This window comes from Sorangiineae bacterium MSr11367 (assembly GCA_037157805.1).
Taxonomy (GTDB): Bacteria; Myxococcota_A; Polyangia; order Polyangiales; family Polyangiaceae; genus Pendulispora; species Pendulispora rubella.
In genome coordinates, this window is sequence record CP089983.1 from 1,324,500 (window position 1) to 1,343,810 (window position 19,311).

Consider the following 19,311-nt stretch of genomic DNA (forward strand, 5'->3'; position numbering starts at 1 on the left):
CGGCTCTAGAGGTCCGCGTCGATCGCTTTCATCAGGAGCGGTAGCCCCTCCGCGCTCTGATCCTCGAGACTGAATGCGATCCCGGCCATGAGATTCTTCAGCGCGTTCCCGCGTGGCGTGTTCGCTTCGTCCATGCTCTCGAGATGTTTGGCACAGAACGACGCATTTCCCATTAGGAAATAGCGCGCCAGATCCCCCACGCCGCCGGGATTTCGCGACTCGACCCATCGGAGCACATCGCGGCAATACGCCGCTCCGCCAGCCCCTTCCATGTAGGTTTCCAAACCTCCGTAGGTTGCCGGCAGGGTGGTTGCGATCTCGGCGTAGTGCCACGCGGAGATCTCTTCGAGCGTTTTCCGTTGGGCCCAGGGCCCCTGGTGATGGTCTCGTTCGCGCGCCGCGGCCAGCATCTCGATACGATGCGGGAAATTCTCCTTCAGATGGACTCGGTGCTCGGGGAGCCAGTCATCGGCGAACGCCGGGAGCGATTTCCGTCGTTCGTCGATGGGAAAGATCCCTAGCGCGGCGACGGCGGCACTGGTCCGAAGATGCACGGACACACGCTCGTCCTGGACGAGGTGGAGCAACTCCTGCCGAAGCCCTGCGTGAGGCGTTTGCTGCTTGAACGCGTAAACTTCACCGTGCTCGAAAAAGTCATTCTGGTAGACCGATGCGAACCCAGCCTGCAGCAACGCCGCATGAAGATGTTGCGCTGGAAGGAAGACGGCATCCTCCGAGAGCCCCGTCCGGACGTGGGAATCGAGGAATTGCGTGTTCACCTCCATCACCCCACGTGGAGCCAGCCGCTCACGCAACAACTCGAAAAATTCGCGGGTGAGACAGTGCGCAGGGGGGTGGTCGCCGGCGATGACGTCGACCATCACATAATCGTAAACCTGGTCATCCTGACGAATGAACGCCCGTGCATCGTCGATCACGAATCGTACGTTGGGGTTGGATAGCGTGGGCAGGAACTGTTTGGCGAGGTCCACGATGAAGGGATCGATCTCGACCGCGGTGATTCGCGCGTCCGGATCGAGTTGCTCCAGCGCGGCCACCGCGCCTCCGAGCGCAGTCCCGAGCAACAGGTATCGTTTGGCACGTCGCATCACCCCCATCACGAGATGTCCGGTGGTGAATTGATATTTGGCGGGATCCGCCGGGTATACCTTGGAGTGGATGTACATGCGGGAAGGCATGTAATGAAGCGCTTCGTTGCCGGCTTGGTCGACGCTCCGGTAAATGGTCACGTGCCCATAGTGTGACTCGAGGTCCATCAACAGGGCGGAGCCGTCTGGGCCCTCGGCGGGCATCCTTGGCTGCGGCAGTCGGATGGCGGCCTGCCAGACCCCGACCGCCAAGAGGACACCCGTTGCGGCCACGAGCATTCTCGAACGCGAGAGCCAGGCCCCGGCCAGGAGTGCCAGCAACATCGTGAGCACGAAGACCCAGAGCGTTCGCATCACGCCGAGATTCGGTATGAGCACGAACGACGGGACCAGGGTCCCCGCGATGCTTCCGATGGTCGAGATGGACATCAAGCTACCGGCAACTTGGCCGACATCCGCACCTCCGTCGTCGTTCTGGTGGAGAAGTTTGATCAAGTACGGCGACACCTGGCTGAACGCGATCATCGGGATGGCGTAGAGAACCAAGGTGGCACCAACCACGGGCAGCGTGTGTCGAAGAAGCTCGCTCTGGAGCGAACGTCGGAGATCGAAAGAGTGGTCCAGAATGGTTTTGGCGAACCAGATATTCGTGACGAGCACGTAGACCGTCGCGCCCAGCAACTGCACGAGCAACGGCCCCACGCTGCCGAACCGCCGCGACAGCCGGCCGCCCATGTAGTAGCCGCCCGAAAGCGCGAGCATGACCAAGGTCAGCAGCGCTCCGGTGACGTAAATGGACGTACCGAAGGAGAGTTGGAGCTCCCGGAACGCGCACATCTCCAGGAGCATGACGCCGAATCCGGCCAAAAAGCAGAGTACGAATAGGTAGCCGCGGCCACCCTTCGAACGGGCAGACTCGGATAGGTTCATGAACCCTCCGCGGCCAATAGTGCGTGGAGCTCGGGTTCCACGAGAACGGTGACCAGCTCCTGCAAGTCCTGCGGGAGCTCTCGGAGGGCATCGATGGCGGCCTGGAGGCCGCCGGGAAAGACTTCGATGTCCGCACGCCGGACGATCCCCGCGTGCTCACGCGCGAAGGCGACCGGATCGTCGGCGTTCACGAGGTGTGCGATGAGATCGAGTACTTCGCTTTCATTCCAATCGTTGCTGAGGGAAATGCTCGGTTCGAGCGATCGCAGGTAGTGCCAATATCGCTCGGGGATGAAAAGCATGTCCCCCGGACCGACGATGGTCTCCTCCAGACGCGCCTCGCGAAACAGTGGGAAGCGCTCGTCGTCCAGAGCGTCGAGATCCACCAGGCTGGATGCGGCAACGCGGCTTGCCCGCGCTGGATACATGAGATGGCTTTGATCGGGCGAGGCAAGCACGACCCGTTTCCTACCGTAGATTTGCGCGAAGAGGATGCACGTCGGCGCCAGTTGGCCCGCCGAGTCCTGATGAAATCCAGACACGGTGTTGGCCGGCCCGAGCCAGAAGCGCCGGGTCAGCGCGCGCCCTGGCGGGTGATAACGGGGTGTCGGGATGTCGGCAAACAGCTCGGGAACCGAATCGAGGAAGGCCGACTCGGCCAGGTAGTATTGGCAGGCCGGCTCGTTTCGAATCTCTCGAATCAACTCGCCCAGCGTCGTCTCGCGCGACAGGTTCTCTCCACGATGGAGCCGGTCGAAGTAACTCTCACCTGCCACCGACACGTCGACCGTCACGGGTTGGTTCCCGTGCTGTTGCTCGAACCACGGCAAGGTCCACTTCCCGAGCGCTGGCCAGTCCGTCAGCGCGTCGGTCATCACCACCGGAAGATTCGGTTCGCGGTACTCACGGTCGAACTCCTCGCGCGAAAGTCCGCTTCGCCGGACGATGGAGGAAAACGTTGGTCCGTCGCCCCGACGCTCATCGCTCATGTCGGTTCTCCTTCTTGATTGTCTAGCAACTGTTTCAAGAGCTCCGTGTCCACGTCACGCAGCTGTCGTTCCAATATCAGCTCGGCCACGCTGGCAACGGTCGCGTGCCGAAAGAGCTCGCTCAAGGCCAGGTCGACCGAGAACATCTGCCGCATGCGGGCGAGCGTCCGTGCGGCGAGGAGCGAATGCCCTCCGAGCGAAAAGAAGTCGTCGTGCCGGCCGATTCGTTCCAATGGCAAGCCGAGGATGGCCGACCACAAGGCGGCGATCTCTTGCTCCAGTGACGTCGTTGGCAGATCGCTCTCCGTCGTGATGCCTTCGCCCGGCTCCGGCAGCGCGGCGCGGTGGAGCTTTCCGTTGGCGGTGAGCGGAAGCTCGGCCAGCGCGACGAAGGCAGCCGGAACCATGTATTCGGGAAGCCGTTCGAGGAGGAATCTGCGCAAGGTCGCGAGCTCGATGGATACGCCGGCGCGCGGCACGACGTATCCGACCAACTGCGGACGTTCGCCTCCGCGCAGCAGGACGACCGCCTGCTTTACCCATTCATGTCCCTGGAGTTGGGCCTCGATCTCCTCCGTTTCGATGCGGAAGCCACGCAGCTTGACCTGCTGATCGATGCGACCCAAGAATTCGAGCTCGCCGTCGTGGCGCCACCGCGCGCGGTCTCCCGTGCGGTAAAGGCGCTCACCTCCGGCGGTCGACGTGGGATCGGGGACGAACGCGGCCGCGGTGAGGCCGGGGCGGTCCAGATATCCTCGCGCGAGTTGAACCCCGCCGATGTAGAGCTCTCCCACGACGCCGATTGGAACAGGATCCATATGCCGGTCGAGGACCCACAATTGGGTGTTCGCCACCGGCCTGCCGATGGGGATCGACGCCGTCGTGTCGCTCGGCCGGCACGTCCACGATGAGACATCGACCGATGCCTCCGTGGGACCATACAGGTTGTGGATCGCAACCCACGGGAGGATCGAGAAACCGCGCTGGACGAGATCGGGCTCGAGAGCTTCGCCGCTGCAGATGATCCGCCGGAGCGACCGGCACGTTGTCGCCAGGGGCTCCTCGAGAAAGGCGCGGAACATGGACGGGACGAAGTGCACCGTCGTGATCCCGTGCTCGGAGATGGTCTCCGCCAGATAGCGCGGATCCTTGTGCCCCTCGGGTTTGGCCATGACGAGGCGCGCCCCCGCCATCAACGGCCAGAAGAATTCCCAAACCGAAACGTCGAACCCGAACGGTGTTTTTTGCAACACCGCCTCCGTCGATTCCAACCGATAGGCACTCTGCATCCAGAAGAGTCGGTTTTGGATTCCCCCGTGCGAAATGACCACTCCCTTCGGGCGACCGGTGGAGCCCGACGTGAAGAGCACATACGCGGCGTGGTCTACCGAGACGCGGACCTCCGGCGCTTCGATCGGATCCTGCGGGTCGACCCCCGCGAGCGCGTTCAGTTCGACAAGGGGGAATCCGTCCGGCAACGTTCCCGTAAGGTGGGGCGCTACGACGATCTGCGAAAGGCGCGCCTCTTCGCAAATGACGCGCAGCCGTTCGAGTGGGTACGTCGGATCGAGAGGTACGTAGGCGGCGCCTGCCTTGAGGATGCCGAGGAGCGCGACCATCATTTCCACGGACCGCTCGGCGCAGACGCCCACGCGCGCGTCGGGTTCGACGCCGCGCCGTACGAGCTCCCAAGCCAGCCGGTTCGCGCGTTGGTCGAGCTCCGAGTAGGTCAACGTGGTGCCATCCGCGGTGAGCGCGGGCGCGTCGGGGGTCCTTCGGGCTTGCGTTTCGACGAGGTGGTGAAGGCCGTTTTCCAGAGGGAAGTGGACCGCCGTGGCGTTCCGATCCGTGAGGATCCGCCGCCGTTCGGTCGCGTCCATCATCGTGCAGCGCGAGGTTGGAAGGTGCGGTGTTTCGACGAGCGCGCGGAGGAGTGTCTCGAATTGGTGTACCCATCGCCTCGCGGTCTCAGCTGAAAAGAGCGAGGCGTTGTACTCGAGACTGCACGAGAGCCCGTCGCCCGCGGGGGCGAAGTACAGGGAGACGTCGAACTTCGCCGATGCCGTCTCCACGCGCAGCGTACGCAGATTTGCGCCGGCAAGCGTGAGCCGTGCGAGCGGATCGCCCTGGGCGGCGATCGACGCTTGGCACAACGGGGGCCGGCTCGGATCCCGCGTGTGCACCATCAGCTCGACCAGTCGATCGTAGGGTGCTTGGGCCGACGCGAGCGCGGCCAGCGTATCGGTGCGCGTCGCGCGGACCAACGCGGCGAACGATGGATCGCCCGCGAGGTCGAAGCGCAGAGCGAGCGTGGTCGTCAGGAGGCCGACCATCCCCTCCAGCTCGGGAATGGAACGCGCCGAGTGAGGCGTCGCAAGCAGCAGATCGTCTTGTCCAGAGAGACGTGAAAGAAAGACCCCGAAGGCCGCCGCCAAGGTCATGAAGAGGGTCGCGGAAGCCTCACGTGCAACGTGCGAAACCTTGGCGGTGAGCTCGGCGGAGATGTCGAACGGCTCGGTGTATCCGAACGAGCGATGCACCGGGGGGCGAGGTGCGTCGCAGGGGAGATCGAGCACCTGGGGCGCATCGTGAAGTCGCGCGCGATGCGCATCCAGCGCAGTCTCTACGCTCTCCGAGTGCCGGAGGGACTTCTCCCACGCGACGTATGCGGCGTAAGGATAGCGAATCGGTGGCAAGGCGGGCGCACGGGTGCGCGCTTCGTAGAGAATGCCGAGCTCGTAGGCGATTTGCTCGAGAGATTGCCCATCCGCAATCAGGTGGTGAAGCACGACGAGCAGCATGTGGCGATCGTGCGCGAGCGAAACGACGCACGCGCGAAACAGCGGCCCGGTCTCGAGATTCATCGGCTTGCGCGCCGCCTCCTCGAGGAGCCGCATGGCCTCTTGCTCGCGTTCCAGGGGCGTGTCGCCGAGAGGGATGGCCCGCTCGAGTTGGAATGGCGCGGCTGGATCGACCTCCGCGATCGGGATGCCGTCCGGTGCCACGAATCGGGTGCGCAGCGCTTGGTGCCGCATCTGAATCGCACGAAGGCTTTCTTCGAGCGCGTGCAGGTCGAAGGGGCCATCGATGTGAACGCCGCCGGCCAGATGATACGCTGCGCTGGTTGGCTCGACCTGGCAGAGAAACCACAGGCGCTGCTCGCTCGACGACATCTCCCTCGGCCCGCTCGACTCGGGCCACCCGTCGGGCAAGCTCACCGCCGCGTCGGACTCCGCCACCTGCGTCCGTGCGTCGATCCGACCCGCGAGCGCATCGATGGTGGGGGCCTCGAAGAGCTCTCGGACAGGCAGAGACAGCGAAAAGGCCGCGTTGATCTTCCCGACCAGTCTCGCCGCGAGGAGCGAGTGGCCACCGGCCGCGAAAAAGTCTTCGTCGACATCGACATTCGCTCTGCCCAAAACGTCGGACCACAGTCCCGCGAGGCGCGTTTCGGTCGGCGTGCGAGGCTCGATGCCGCGCGAGACGATGGCAGCAGGCGAGGGGAGTGCTGCGCGGTCGATCTTGCCGTTGGCCGTCAGCGGAAATGCGGCCAACGCCAGGTAGGCACTCGGCACCATGTACGCCGGCAGCACGGCCGAAAGTGCCCGCTTCAATCTGGAAACGTCCACCGTTTCGGGGGTGAGCCAAGCGCACAGACGCGCGTCATCACTCGGGCCCGAAAGGGAGACCAGCGCATCGCGAACGCCCTCTTGTCGACGCATGACGGCTTCGATTTCGGAGAGCTCCACACGATGTCCACGGATCTTCACCTGATGATCCACGCGACCCAAGAACTCGATTCGGCCGTCCGAGCGCCATCTGCCCACATCGCCCGTTCGATACAGCCTCGCGCCGGGGTGACCGCCAAAGGGATCGGGCACGAAGTACTCGGCGGTAAGGGCGGCTCGCCCGTGGTAGCCGTGGGCCAACCCCGCGCCGCCGATGACCAACTCTCCGGCCACACCCTCGGGGAGGAGTTCGCCCGAGGCACCTCTCACGTAGATCGTGGTGTTGTCGATCGGCCCGCCGATGGAAACGCGCGCGTTCCCCGTGCTCGTTGCGACGCGATTGCAGGTCGACCAGATGGTGGTCTCGGTGGGCCCATACATGTTCCAGAGCTGGCCGACCCGCGACGCGAGAGCATCTGCAAGATCCGGCGTGAGCGCTTCGCCGCCGCACAGCGCTTTCAATCCATCCCGCCGCCATCCCGATTGCACGAGCAGACGCCACGTCGAAGGTGTGGCTTGCATCACCGTGACGGAGTGCTCGTCGAGGAGGCGTGCAAGCGCCTCGGCATCGGCGGCGTCTTTTTGGGACGCGATCACCACCCGAGCCCCGACGGTCAACGGAAGCAGCAATTCGAGGGCGGCGATGTCGAACGAGAGCGTCGTGACCGCCAAGACCACGTCCGAAGCCTCGATCCCGGGCTTGCGTTGCATCGCACGCAACAAGTTGACGAGGGCCCGGTGAGGCACGGCGACCCCTTTCGGAGTCCCCGTCGATCCCGAAGTATAGAGCACGTAAGCCACGGTCTCCGGCCCCACCCGAGGGAGCTCGCAGCCCGTCGCGTCCGCGCACGGGAGCTCGTCGATGCACAGCCGGCGTGCGGACGACGCCAAGGACGAGGCCAACGTCCGCTGGGTGAGCAGCAAGCGAGCCCGGGAATCGGCCAGCATGTACTCGTTTCGTGCGGGGGGCGCACTCGGCGAAAGTGGAACGTAGGCTGCTCCGGCCTTGAGCGCCGCGAGCACCGCCACCACTTGATCGACGCCCCGTTCGAGATGGATCGCGACCGGCGCGGAGGGCCCCGCACCCGCCTGCACGAGATGCCCAGCAAGCCAGGTCGCTCGCGCATCGAGGGCGAGGTACGTCAGCGCTTGCCCCTCGTCCTGGACCGCGATGGTTTCTTCGTTCCGCCGCACCTGCTCTTCGATGAGCGCGTACGCGCCGGAAGGAGGGATGGCCACCGCGGCACCTACGAGAGACGGCGGCACCTGTCGAACGTCGGTGACGTCCGATCGTGAGATCTCGCGAATGCGCTCATTCGGATTGCGCGCCATCGCGCCCAAGATCGTTTCGATATGCCGAGTCATTCGTCGCGCCGTGCGCTCGTCGAATAACCCTGCGTCATAGTTGCACGACCCCCAGATCCCATTTTCTTCAATCCAATAGAGTTGAAGATCGAATGGCGGCGTCGTGGCGGGGAGGGGGAGCGCTTCGAGCGACAGCGGACCTACCGTCACTTTCGCACCCGGAATGCCGAGGGCAAATTGCGCGGCACCTTTCGGAGCGCGCCGTTGCGGCCGCTGTACGCTCAGAAATGTACGAAAGAGGGGATCGGCGCCTGGTCGAATCGACTGCGCAACCAGAGGAAAGGGGTAAAGCTGATGGAGCAAGGCATCGTTCACGCCCGCCTTCAATCGCTGCAGGAGCTCATGAACGGAAGGATTGCCGGTTAGATCCGCGCGGAGGGCGATGGGATTGACGAAGTATCCCACCGCGCGCGCGTGCTCCGAACGACGCCGTCCTACGGCCGGCGCCCCCGTCACCATATCCTCCTGCCCCGTGTAGCGGTATTGCAAGATCTGCAGCGCCGCGAGAAATACCGTGAACAGCGTCACGCGCTCCGAGCGGGCCAACGCTGCGATGCCCGCCGCGACCTCGGGATCGAGCCGTAGGAAAAAGCGCCCGCCGCGCTTCTCCGAGCCAACCCGCGGGCGGTCCGTCGGTAGCTCGAGCGCCGGCGGAAGCCGCGCGAGCCGCTCCGCCCAATAGTGGCGCGAATCATCCCCCGCGCGGCTCGACAGCCAGTCTTCGTGCCAGCTCACGTACTCGGGGTGCGAGCACGCATCGATCATGGGCGCTGCGGGCCCGCCGAGAGCTTGACCGCACAGCGCACCCAAGTCCTCGAGAAGGATCATGGCGGACCAGAGATCCATGATCAGGTGATGAGCATTGAAGAGAAATGCAGGCGGTTTTTCCCCTCGCGAGAAGACGTCGACCCGATAGAGCGGCCCTTTCTCGAGATCGAACGGTTCGAGCGAAGAACGACCGATGGCTTCCTCGAGTTGGCGGTCACTCCACGAAGATGCGTCGGTGCAGGTGACGCCTCGAATCGATGGCGTCACGGTCAGGCGAGGCCCATCAGCCCGCGAGACGACCGTCGCGCGAAGCAGCGAATGGCGTTCGGCCATCTCGGTGAACGCCTGCACCAGATGACGCGCGGAGACCGTTCCATGGGCGAAAGCGGCCAGCGGCACCGAATACGCCGTGCTCGACGGGTTCAACCGCTGAACGAACCAAAGCGCTTCTTGCCCTCGCGAGAGTTTCCAGTCATCGCTCATTCCGTTGGCAACCCTTCTAGCACTTCACTACGAAAAGGCAGTTGAGTGACTTTGCATTCTCGCCAGTTCCAAAGGACGGATTGAACACCGAGCAACATGATGGTTGTCGTATCGGCGGGAACAATCGCGCCAGGGAAGGTAGATATGGTCGGGTGCTGTCGCTGATTCCGCGGAAAAATTCAACAGACGATCCTTCGATACCGAAGTTCGCTCTGCTCGCCGACAAATCGCGCCACCCCGGCGGACTGTCACCACGAGTTCGACGAGGGACGTGCGCTTACCCCAGTTCCAGAAACGCGCGCTTGTCACCATTCAGAACTTATGTCAGGTTTCCCGACGTCGATGAGCCATACGGAAATTGCATCGACGGCCAATGCACCCATGAACACGGGCAACATGGGCGGGCCTATCTAAGGATATCAAGATGCGCGGCCTGTCTCAGTCCGGACTCAAAGCATTCTCCGTGATCTGGTCCGGGCAGCTCGTCTCGTCCGTCGGCTCGGCGCTCACGGCATTTGGCCTGGGCATTTGGGTTTATCAAAACACGGGCTCGGTGACGAGTTTCGGTGCGGTGATGCTGGTGGCGATGCTGCCGAAGATCGCCGCCTTCCTCGTGGCGGGGATGGTCGTCGATCATTACCACCCCCGATGGGTGATGATCGTCTCGGACACCTGTGCGGCCTTCGGCACGTTGGTCCTCGCGGCGCTCGTTGCCAGAAACTCACTGGAGCTGTGGCACGTGTATCTGCTCGTCGCGTTCACCGCGACGTGCAACGCCTTTTATCTCCCCGCCAACGGTTCGATGACGGCGCAGATGGTCCCCAAGAAAGACCTTCAGCGCGCCAATGGCATGGCCCAACTCACCCAAGCGGCCTCGGAGCTTGCGCCGCCGGTTCTTGGAAGCTTGATCATGTCGCGCTGGGGACTGACGTGGATCATCGTGGTCGACGTTGCCTCGTTCATCTTCGCCTCGTTGACCCAGATCGCGGTCGGTTTGCCGCGGGGTAAACTCGCCGACCCGACCGAGAACGAACGAAATGTCCGTCTGGGAGATTTCATGGAGGGCTGGCGCTTTCTCTCGATGCGCCGCGGCCTCATGGGCCTCTCGTTGGTCATGACCTACACCGAGTTCACCATAGGCGCCGCGGCCGTGCTCTTCACCCCCCTGGTGCTCAGTCGAGCCTCGGTGACCACGCTGGGGGTGCTCCTCACTGCAGCGGGATTGGCTACCTTGGCGGGGGCGGTGCTGGCGACCCTTTGGGCCGGGCCCAAGCGGCGAGTCTTCGGCGTGATGGGTTTCAACATCGCTGCCGGCGCCGGCCTCGTCCTTGCGGGAGCCACGACGCGACCCCTGGTGATGGGCGTGGGGGTCATGATCGGCGTCTTCTTTCTTCAACTCGTCGGCGCATCCAATCGCACCATCTGGCAGTGCAAGATCCCCGTCGCCCTCCGGGGACGCGTCATTTCGGTCGTTCTGATGCTGGCCTTCATCTCCGAGGCCTTGGCATACAGCTTGAGTGGCGCGCTGGCGGATCGCGTTTTCGAGCCCCTCTTCGCCCGTGGCGGATCCATCGTCGCCCTGCTAGGACCATGGATCGGTACCGGTGCCGGCCGCGGAATCGGTGCCCTTCTTTCTTTTCTTGGATTGACCGCCATGGTCCTCAGCGCCGGCGCACTCCTCGATTCGCGTGTGCGCTATCTCGATAGAGAAATCCCCGATGCACTGCGTGACAGCGCACCATCTGGACCCGCCTCTGGCCGGGAGGCTGTTGCGGAGTGCAAAAGGAGCTGAGAAATATGGCCCATATCAAAACTGCCTATGACGCAGAGGATACATTCGAGAGGGTATGAACATGGATACGGATGACGAGACGGTTTATGTCGTTGTTATGAATCACGAGGAACAGTATTCGATATGGCCGGACTACAAAGACCTGCCGGCTGGCTGGAACGCAGTCGGAAAGAAGGGCCCCAAAAAGGACTGTCTCTCGTACATCGACGAGGTGTGGACGGACATGCGCCCGCTCAGTCTCAGGGTGGCGATGGATGGCCCCTCCGAATCGGGTGCGCGCGGCAAGCCCGCCGGATGCTGACACTCTACGACGCTCCTCGAGGCGGTGAATGCGCATGACCGCGACCTTGCTGGCGCACCGGTTTCGCGACGTCCTTGCGCCCATGCGCGAGACGCCCGTCGTGCCCATCGAGGATCCAAAGCTCGATTTGCACGTCAAACTCGAGTACTGCAACATCGCGGGCAGCATCAAATGTCGTCCGGCGCTGTGGATGCTCAAGTCGGCGATCGAGCGCGGCGAAATCGACGAGCAAACCACGCTGGTCGAGTCCTCATCAGGAAACTTCGCGCTGGCGCTCGCGGTCTACTGCCGGATGCTCGGACTGCCGCTCGTTCCCGTGATCGATCCGAACGTGACACGTCTCAACGAGGCGATGCTGCGGTCGCTTTGTGCGTCGGTCGTCAAAGTGGTCGAGCGCGACGACACGGGCGGCTTTCTCAAGACGCGGCTGGCCGAGGTGCATGCGTTGCGCGAGCGCCTCCCGCGGGTGTTCTGGCCCGACCAGTACCACAACGCCGATGCCGTGGCGGCGCACTACCACCTCACCGGTGCCGAAATCGCCCGTCGATTCGATCGTCTCGACTTCGTGTTCCTGGGCGTCAGCACGGCGGGCACGATCGCCGGGGTATCGCGCCGGCTCAAAGAGAGATTCCCGTCGGTAAAGATCATCGCCGTCGACACCGAGGGCTCGGTCATCTTCGGCGGGCCGCCCAAGCGGCGTCACATCCCCGGGCTGGGCTCGAGCATCGTGCCCGCATTGCTGGCCGATGCCCTCATCGACGATGTCGTCATGGTGTCCGAGCAGGAGACGGTCCTCGGCTGCCGCACCTTGTTCCACCGTCATCGGTTGTTCGCCGGCGGCTCGACGGGCACAGTCTACGCCGCCATCCAACGCTACTTCGAAACCAACCCCTGCCAGATGCGACCGACGGTGCTGTTCCTGTGTGCGGACCGCGGTACAGCGTACCTCGACACCGTCTACGACGACACGTGGATGGCCGGTCTTTTGGAGAGGGACTTCGTAAACGGCACGGCGGAACACGGCATCATTCGATGATTCCAGGGCATGGGCGCGTCGCATCCCTGACCAGCTTGACCAGTATGGCTCTGCGCCGCTTTGGGCTGTCGTTCGCCCGAGCACCGAGCATGAGCGTCACGGCCACCGGCGCTGCAAGCCACCACGCCGCCAACGCGCGCGCGACGTAGAGAAGATACGCGGGGGCGACATCCGGCCGTAGATGGCCAACGGCCTGCGCAGCGACGACGGCGGCGACATCCTCCGCGTAGTGCGCTGTCCGCTCCGCCGCGGCGGCCGTGCTCGACGAGCCGGGGGCGCTCGCGATTGGCTCGAGCCCTTCCCAGAGCAGCAGTCGAAGATAGTGCGGATAGGAGCGGTGGTAGTCGAATACCCTCCCGGCGAACTCGCCGAGGTCTCCCGCGAGGTCGTCGGTGAGCGGGACCGCGGCGGCGAGCTTGATCATCTCCTGCTCCAGCACCGCGGCGAAGAGTTTCTGCTTGCTGCCGAAGTACTGATAGATGCGCTCCTTGTTGATCCCGGCACGCTCGGCGACGCGGTCCACACGCGCGCCGAGTGGGCCATGCTCGCTGAATTCCTCGACGGCAGCGTCGAGCAGGCTCTGCTTCGTGCGCTTCGTGTCCCACGGCATCGTCGACGAGTAGAGCATATTCCAACTCGTCGGTTGCATATCTCCACCGCGAATGCCACAGTCCAACTGCCGAGTTGGAGTTGCTCCAGCCAGAGCCGACACATGAAGGAGGACCTGCGATGCGTACGGAAGAACCGCTCGAAGCGCGCCTGCGCGCCGTGGAAGACCGTTTGGCCATCTACAACTTGCTTGCAACCCACCCGCTCAGCGCCGACACGGGGGAGCGCTCGCTGATCGACCGCATCTACACGGAGGATTTCACCTTCGACCGCGGTGCCAACCTCGATGGTGCGCGAGGTCGCGACAAGATGGTCGCGCTCGTCGAGCGCGATGCCCATCGCGCGGCCATCGCCGGAGGTCTGGCCCACTTCGGCAATTTGCCGCTCGTCGAGATCGATGGGGATACCGCCACCGCAACGTCGTACCTCGCATTGATCACGCCGGATGTGGGCGGCGAGACACGTGAGCTCCCCAATCACGGTAGCTCGAAGGGCTTCCGTATTCACCGCGTGCTCGCGAACCGTTGGTCGCTCGAGCGCGACGCCAACGGATGGCGGATCGCCTCGCGAACGGTGCTCCCGATGGACGGTCAGGGACCGGCCCTGGCGATGCTGCGCGAGGTCGGCCAATCCTTGGGCGCGTGAACACACGCGGCGGACCCGAGGCGTGATTAATATCCATTCGAGATATTCGTCGCGATATGCTCGTCGGATGGTTTCGGCATGAAGTGACGGGAGGTGCACGTTGTCGACTCCGTCTTCCGAGGTGCTCGCATTCGGTCCATTTCGCCTTTCGAGGCGCGAGCGCCTGCTCACGCGGGACGGCGTGGCGGTTGACATCGGAGGGCGCGCGCTCGATCTGCTGACGGCGCTCGTGGAGCAACGCGGGCGCGTCCTGTCCAAGCGAGAGCTGCTCGAGCGCGTTTGGCCCGACGTCGTCGTCGAGGACGGCAGCCTTCGCTTCCACATGGCAGCGCTGCGCAAGGTGCTGGGGGACGGCGAAGACGGCGCTCGCTACATCAGCACGCAGGTCGGTGTCGGCTACGCGTTCGTTGCGTCCGTCGAGGTCATCGTTGTCGACGAGCCCGCGCCCGCGCCCCAGCCGGCCGAATCATCCGCGCAGAGCCTGCCCGCGCGGGTGCGGTTGATTGGCCGCGAGCGCGACCTGACCCTCCTCACCGAGCAGATTGCATCCTCGACGCTGTTCACGATCGTGGGGGCTGGCGGGGTTGGAAAAACGACGATGGCGGTGGAGCTCGCGTATCGACTCGCGGGGCGCTTCGAGCAGGTGAATTTCGTCGACCTGGCCTCGGTGCAGGACCCCACGCTGCTCGCGTCGACCCTGGCAACTGCGCTCGGAATACCCGTGCAGGCCGAGGACGCCATCCGTGTGATCCTCGGCCACATCGGCTGGCGCAAGCTGCTTCTCGTGCTCGACAACTGCGAGCATCTCATCAGCGCCGCCGCGAGCCTCGTCGAAAAGATTGGCGACGCGGCTCCGGGCGTGTGCGTTTTGGCCACGAGTCGCGAGTCACTGCGCGTTCGCGGCGAACGCGTGCATTGGTTGGGCGCACTCGAGTACCCCGTCGAGCCGGCGGAAATGTCGCTGGAACAGCTCCTCGCGTATCCTGCGATCGAGCTATTTGCCGAGCGTGCACGGGCGGCGGACAGCACGCTGCAGATCGATCTCGCCGCGGCTCGCGTCATGGCCGACATGTGTCGCCGGGTCGACGGAATGGCATTGCCGATCGAGCTCACGGCGGTGCGCGTGGGGACGCACGGCTTCGAGGCGACGGCGCGCATGCTACGTGAGCACTACGCGCTCAGTTGGGCCGGGCGACGCACCGCGATGCCTCGTCAACAGACGCTGCAGGCAACACTGGATTGGAGCTATGAGCTGCTTTCGGATATCGAAAGGCTCACCCTCGATCGCCTGTCGGTATTCGTCGGCTCATTCACCCCCGACGCAGCCCTTGCCGTGGCCGGAGGCTCGCCGAAGGCGACCGACTTTCAACGCAGCGGCTCGCCGCTCGTCGCCAGTTGGGCGCTCGCGGCGTTGGACGAGCTAACGGCGAAGTCGTTGGTCGTGGCCGAGCGCGGTGCCCGGCGGGGAGGCTACCGCCTCTTGGAGATGACCCGCGCGTATGCGCGGGAGAAGCTCCACGCGCGAGGCCCCGCGGAGGTACAGGCAACGGCACGCAGCCATGCGACGTATTTCGCGCACACGTTGGAATCCAACGCCCCGCAGTCCGAGCTCGCGGCGTCGCTGGGGAACATCCGGGGTGCGCTCTCGTGGTGCTTTGGGCCCGATGGCGACCCGGCGCTCACCCTCCACCTTGCAGCGCGATGCGTGCCGGTGCTGCTGAAGTTGGCATTGCTCGACGAATGCCGCGGTTGGTGCGAACGCGCGCTCGCGCTGATGGAGGACGAGCACCGTGGCACGGCCATCGAGCTCGAATTGCAGGGCGCGTTGGGAACGTGCTCGATGTTGACCCGCGGACATGGCGACAGCGCCGAGGCCGCGCTGCGGCGGGGGCTCGCGCTCTCTTCCGACCTGGGTGACGCCCGGAACGAACTGCTGATGCTGGGACGCCTTCACCTTTTCCACGAACGCATCGGGGACTTTGCGACCGCACTTGGGTGGGCGGAGGATTCTCGGCGGGTCGCCGACAAGATCGGTTCGTTCGAAGCCCGCGCCGTTGCACACGCCCTGCTGGGCATTTCCCATCACTTGGCAGGAGATCAGCTCCGGGCGCGGGGCGAACTCGAGGTCTCGCTGGATCCGAGCTTGCCGCCCGATCTCTATCGAAGCCGCTCCGGGATTGCGCTTGCGCGTTGCCTTTGGTTGCTGGGATACGCGGACCAAGCGCGGACCGTCGCCGAGCGAACGATTCACTACGCGGGCGCGTTCGGAAATCCCACGATGCAGTCCCTCGTTCGCCTCTGGAATTTGTCGGTGTGCTTGTGGTCGGGCGATGTCGACAAGGCCCGAGAGGATCTCAGCGTATTTGCGAGCCTCGCGGAAGCCAATGCTTTCGAGCTCTACATCGTCGCGGCGAACGGCTTCCGCGGTCAGCTCGCGATCCTTCAGGGCAGGACGGAAGAGGGCGTGCGTCAGTTGGAGGCCGCGCTGGCTCGTTTGCGCACGGCTCATTACGCGATGCTGACGAGCACCTTCGTACCCGTGCTCGCAACGGGCTTGATCGACACGGGTCGTGACGATGAGGCTCGCAGGCTTCTCGACGCGACCATCGACGATTGCCGGCGCAGCGGCGAGTTGTTCGCCCTGCCGGAGCTGTTGCGCGTGAAAGCTCGAACGGCGAGCCCGAACACCGAGAGGTGGTTGCTCGATGCCCTCGATTGCGCGCGCGGGCAGGGAGCGCGTGCGTGGGAGTTGCGCGCGGCGAATGATCTCGCGCGCGTCTGGCTCGAACTCGGCCAGGCCGAGGACGCTCGGAGGCTCCTGCAGCCGCTCCGCAACGGTTTCGACGAAGGCCTGGATACCCTCGATATTCGTGAAGCAGATCAAGTACTTACCCAGATCGCTCGCAGCGCCTCATAGCATCTAACGAGGCCTAACGTGCCTCGGGCCGTGCCGACGGGCAGCTTTGCTCCTCGAATGGAGAGGACAAGCTGATGAACACCATCGACAAGGTCATCTATACCGCACGTGTACACACGACGGGGGGCGGCAACGCATGCAGCGACGATGGTCGCCTGCTGCTGCAACTCTCTCCGCCGGAAGCACCCGGCGTGGGTACGAATCCCTGGCAGCTGTTTGCGGCGGGGTGGTCGGCCTGCTTTCTGGAATCCCTCGGGCACATTGCGCATTTGCGAGAGGTCGCGCTCCCCGAGGACGCGGCGGTCGATGCCGAGGTCGACCTCGGTGCCACACCGGGCGGATTCGCCATCCAAGCGCGGCTTCGTGTGACGTTGCCAGGCATCGACCTGGAGAGCGCCTGCGCCCTGGTCAACGCCGCGCACGCTGCATCCCCTTATTCGAAAGCGACGAACGGAAACATCGCGGTCTCGATCGACCTCGCTTGACCGTGCTTTGCGAGCAACCCCGGAGAAATGCGATGCAAAATTCACCCATCCACCAAGATTCGATTTCGACTTCGAGCCCTTGGCTCAAAACCTACTATTTCATCCGCGCCGCGGTTTCGATCGTCTGGATCGCTGCGGCGCTGGCGATCGGCAAGAACGTGCCGACGCTTTCGGCCGTTCTCCTCGTGGCCTATCCGGCCTGGGATGCCGTCGCCAATCTCCTCGACGCTCGGAAGTCCGGAGGACTGAGGACCAACCTCAGTCAGGCACTCAACTTCGCGATCAGCATCCTCACCGCCATCGGCGTCGCCGTGGCGCTCGGTGTCGGCATGAACGCCGTCATGACGGTCTTCGGAGGCTGGGCGATCCTATCCGGCCTGTTCCAACTGGCCACGGGCATCCGCCGCTGGAAGTCGGCCGGCGCGCAGTGGGCCATGGTTCTGAGCGGCGCCCAGTCCGCCCTCGCGGGGGCGTCCTTCTTCAAGATGGCGGCAGCTGCAACGCCGCCATCGATTGTCGCCGTCGCGCCCTACGCGGCCTTCGGCGCCTTTTACTTCTTGGTGTCGGCGCTCTGGCTGACCTTCAAAAAGGACCGTCCGCGCACGGCGGCTTTGCTCGGCTGAGCGTGACCTGATCATGATGAATCGTTGGATCTTTGGCATCTTCGCGTTCCTCGTTACGTTCGCCGATGCGAGCCTCGCGAGTGAACGGAGCGCATGCGCCGACGAGCCCGCGCCCGACGTCGTCTCCGAGCCCGCGCCCCCGCGTCCCGCCGCCGCCCGCGTCGCGGTCGGCGCCGGCGCGCTCACGATGCCCGAGTACCCGGGCGCAGCACACACGCGCATTCTCCCGCTGCCATTCATCGACGCGCACGTCGGGCCGCTCTACCTCTCGACGCTGAAGGGCATCGGTCTCGAGCTCGGCGAAGGGATTCTCTACGGCGGCACGAGCGTCTACGTGGACATCGGACGCAACGAGAGTTCCGACCCCGCACGGCTCGCGGGTCGCGGTGATATCGGCCTGGCCGCAGACCCGCGCGTCTACCTCGGTTTGCGGCACGCGCTCGGCACGATGGCGCTCGCGCATGTCGAGACGTCACTGCATCGGCATCTCGGCGGCAGCGACGCGTTCCTCGCCGATGCGAGTGCGGGCGTATCGCTCTCGCTCGGGCGCCGGCAGTGGACGCTCGATGGATCGGCTTCTACGACGTGGATGGACGCGCGTTACGCTCGCACGTTCTTCGACGTGCAGGGCAGCGGCCTTCGCGATGTCACGATCAGCGTGTTCGCCTCCTACGCCATCAACGAGCGTTGGTCGGTGGGGGCGCTCGCGCGGGTGGGGGTGCTCGTGGGAGACGCCGGCTCGAGTCCCGTTGTCGCGACGCGGCTACAACCGTCCACCGTCACCTTCCTGCGGTACGACTTTCGATGAACAAACCTTCTCGCGTCATCGAGCCGAGCATGCTCGACCGGCGCACCCTGCTAAGAGCCATCGCCGCCGGCACGGGCATCGTCGCCCTGGGCGGTACGACCTACGTCCTGGCCGACGACGACGCCACCCGCCGCGCGTCCGCCGTCAAACGCCCCGACGGACGCCCGCGCCTGCCGCCAGGCCAGTTCCTGCTCCAGCGCTTGCGTCCGATGGGCGGAAGCGAAGGCGATCCGAGCGCGAAGAACTTCAAGCTGCGCGTCTACGGCGAGGTGGAAGCACCCTTCGTGATCGACTTCGCCGAGCTGCTCGAAATGCCGCAGGTCGCACAAACCTGTGACGTTCACTGCGTGACGAAATGGACGGTGCTCGACAGCCACTGGACCGGGGTTCGCGTGGCCGATCTCGCGGCGCGCGCCAAATTGAAGAAGACTGCACGCCACGTCATCTTCGAAGCCGCTTACGGTTACACGTCGAACGTGCTCCTGCGCGAAGCGCTCGCGCCCACCTCGCTCGTCGCCCACCGCTACGAGGGGGCACCGCTGGCCCGTGCACATGGAGCACCCGTGCGTGCGTTGGTGCCGGATCTGTATTTTTGGAAGAGCGCCAAGTGGCTCACCGGCATTCGATTCAGTGCCGTCGATCAACCTGGTTATTGGGAGGTGCGCGGTTACAACAACCACGCCGATCCGTGGAACGAAGAACGATATGGCTGATGGCCTCCCC

Annotated in this window: 13 protein-coding genes; 9 read left to right on the forward strand and 4 right to left on the reverse strand. The window is 64.4% G+C overall.

All coding sequences use genetic code 11. The annotated features are described in order from the left end of the window. Window positions 1-5: 5 nt before the first annotated feature. From LVJ94_05660 to LVJ94_05670, 3 genes are read right to left on the reverse strand one after another with little or no spacing between them, the layout of a single operon-like run. Window positions 6-2,039: a fused MFS/spermidine synthase gene (locus tag LVJ94_05660; GenBank protein ID WXB06719.1), complete on the reverse strand. Its 2,034-nt coding sequence runs from the start codon at window positions 2,037-2,039 to the stop codon at window positions 6-8. After that, a complete protein-coding gene (locus tag LVJ94_05665; protein WXB06720.1) occupies window positions 2,036-3,028 on the reverse strand; it encodes a cupin-like domain-containing protein in 993 nt (330 codons plus the stop codon). Before LVJ94_05665 ends, LVJ94_05660 begins: the two co-directional genes overlap by 4 nt. Beyond that, window positions 3,025-9,372, reverse strand: a complete 6,348-nt coding sequence (locus LVJ94_05670; protein ID WXB06721.1) for an amino acid adenylation domain-containing protein — start codon at window positions 9,370-9,372, stop codon at window positions 3,025-3,027. Before LVJ94_05670 ends, LVJ94_05665 begins: the two co-directional genes overlap by 4 nt. Before the next feature lie 424 nt (window positions 9,373-9,796). Here LVJ94_05670 and LVJ94_05675 point away from each other — a divergent pair, with 424 nt between their 5' ends. Genes LVJ94_05675 through sbnA form a run of 3 tightly spaced genes read left to right on the forward strand, consistent with a single transcriptional unit; the run spans window position 9,797 to window position 12,501 of the window. Continuing rightward, window positions 9,797-11,164, forward strand: coding sequence for an MFS transporter (locus tag LVJ94_05675; protein ID WXB06722.1), 1,368 nt, complete (start codon window positions 9,797-9,799; stop codon window positions 11,162-11,164). A 55-nt stretch (window positions 11,165-11,219) separates the two neighbouring features. Then, on the forward strand, window positions 11,220-11,465 hold the full coding sequence (locus tag LVJ94_05680) for an MbtH family NRPS accessory protein (GenBank protein WXB06723.1): 246 nt from the start codon (window positions 11,220-11,222) through the stop codon (window positions 11,463-11,465). Window positions 11,466-11,499: 34 nt separating this feature from the next. Continuing rightward, entirely contained in the window at window positions 11,500-12,501 is a 1,002-nt protein-coding gene (sbnA, locus tag LVJ94_05685) for a 2,3-diaminopropionate biosynthesis protein SbnA (protein WXB06724.1), read from the forward strand. Here sbnA and LVJ94_05690 read toward each other — a convergent pair. Beyond that, window positions 12,491-13,150 carry a TetR family transcriptional regulator gene (locus tag LVJ94_05690; GenBank protein ID WXB06725.1) on the reverse strand — a complete coding sequence of 220 codons (660 nt, stop codon included), beginning with the start codon at window positions 13,148-13,150 and terminating at the stop codon, window positions 12,491-12,493. The two genes, sbnA and LVJ94_05690, sit on opposite strands and share 11 nt — an antisense overlap. A gap of 80 nt (window positions 13,151-13,230) precedes the next feature. Between LVJ94_05690 and LVJ94_05695 the strand changes: the two genes are divergently transcribed. The 6 genes from LVJ94_05695 (at window position 13,231) to LVJ94_05720 (ending at window position 19,301) form a co-directional block, all read left to right on the forward strand. Beyond that, window positions 13,231-13,755: a nuclear transport factor 2 family protein gene (locus LVJ94_05695; GenBank protein ID WXB06726.1), complete on the forward strand. Its 525-nt coding sequence runs from the start codon at window positions 13,231-13,233 to the stop codon at window positions 13,753-13,755. Between the two features lie 100 nt (window positions 13,756-13,855). Continuing rightward, window positions 13,856-16,672, forward strand: a complete 2,817-nt coding sequence (locus LVJ94_05700; protein ID WXB06727.1) for a winged helix-turn-helix domain-containing protein — start codon at window positions 13,856-13,858, stop codon at window positions 16,670-16,672. Between the two features lie 74 nt (window positions 16,673-16,746). Further along, complete coding sequence (locus LVJ94_05705; GenBank protein ID WXB06728.1) at window positions 16,747-17,157, forward strand: Ohr family peroxiredoxin; 411 nt, start codon at window positions 16,747-16,749, stop codon at window positions 17,155-17,157. A 32-nt stretch (window positions 17,158-17,189) separates the two neighbouring features. Then, window positions 17,190-17,780 carry a DUF308 domain-containing protein gene (locus tag LVJ94_05710; protein WXB06729.1) on the forward strand — a complete coding sequence of 197 codons (591 nt, stop codon included), beginning with the start codon at window positions 17,190-17,192 and terminating at the stop codon, window positions 17,778-17,780. Between the two features lie 13 nt (window positions 17,781-17,793). Beyond that, window positions 17,794-18,588, forward strand: coding sequence for a MipA/OmpV family protein (locus tag LVJ94_05715; protein ID WXB06730.1), 795 nt, complete (start codon window positions 17,794-17,796; stop codon window positions 18,586-18,588). Continuing rightward, window positions 18,585-19,301, forward strand: coding sequence for a molybdopterin-dependent oxidoreductase (locus LVJ94_05720; protein WXB06731.1), 717 nt, complete (start codon window positions 18,585-18,587; stop codon window positions 19,299-19,301). The genes LVJ94_05715 and LVJ94_05720 overlap by 4 nt, the downstream gene beginning before the upstream one ends. Window positions 19,302-19,311: the final 10 nt, after the last annotated feature.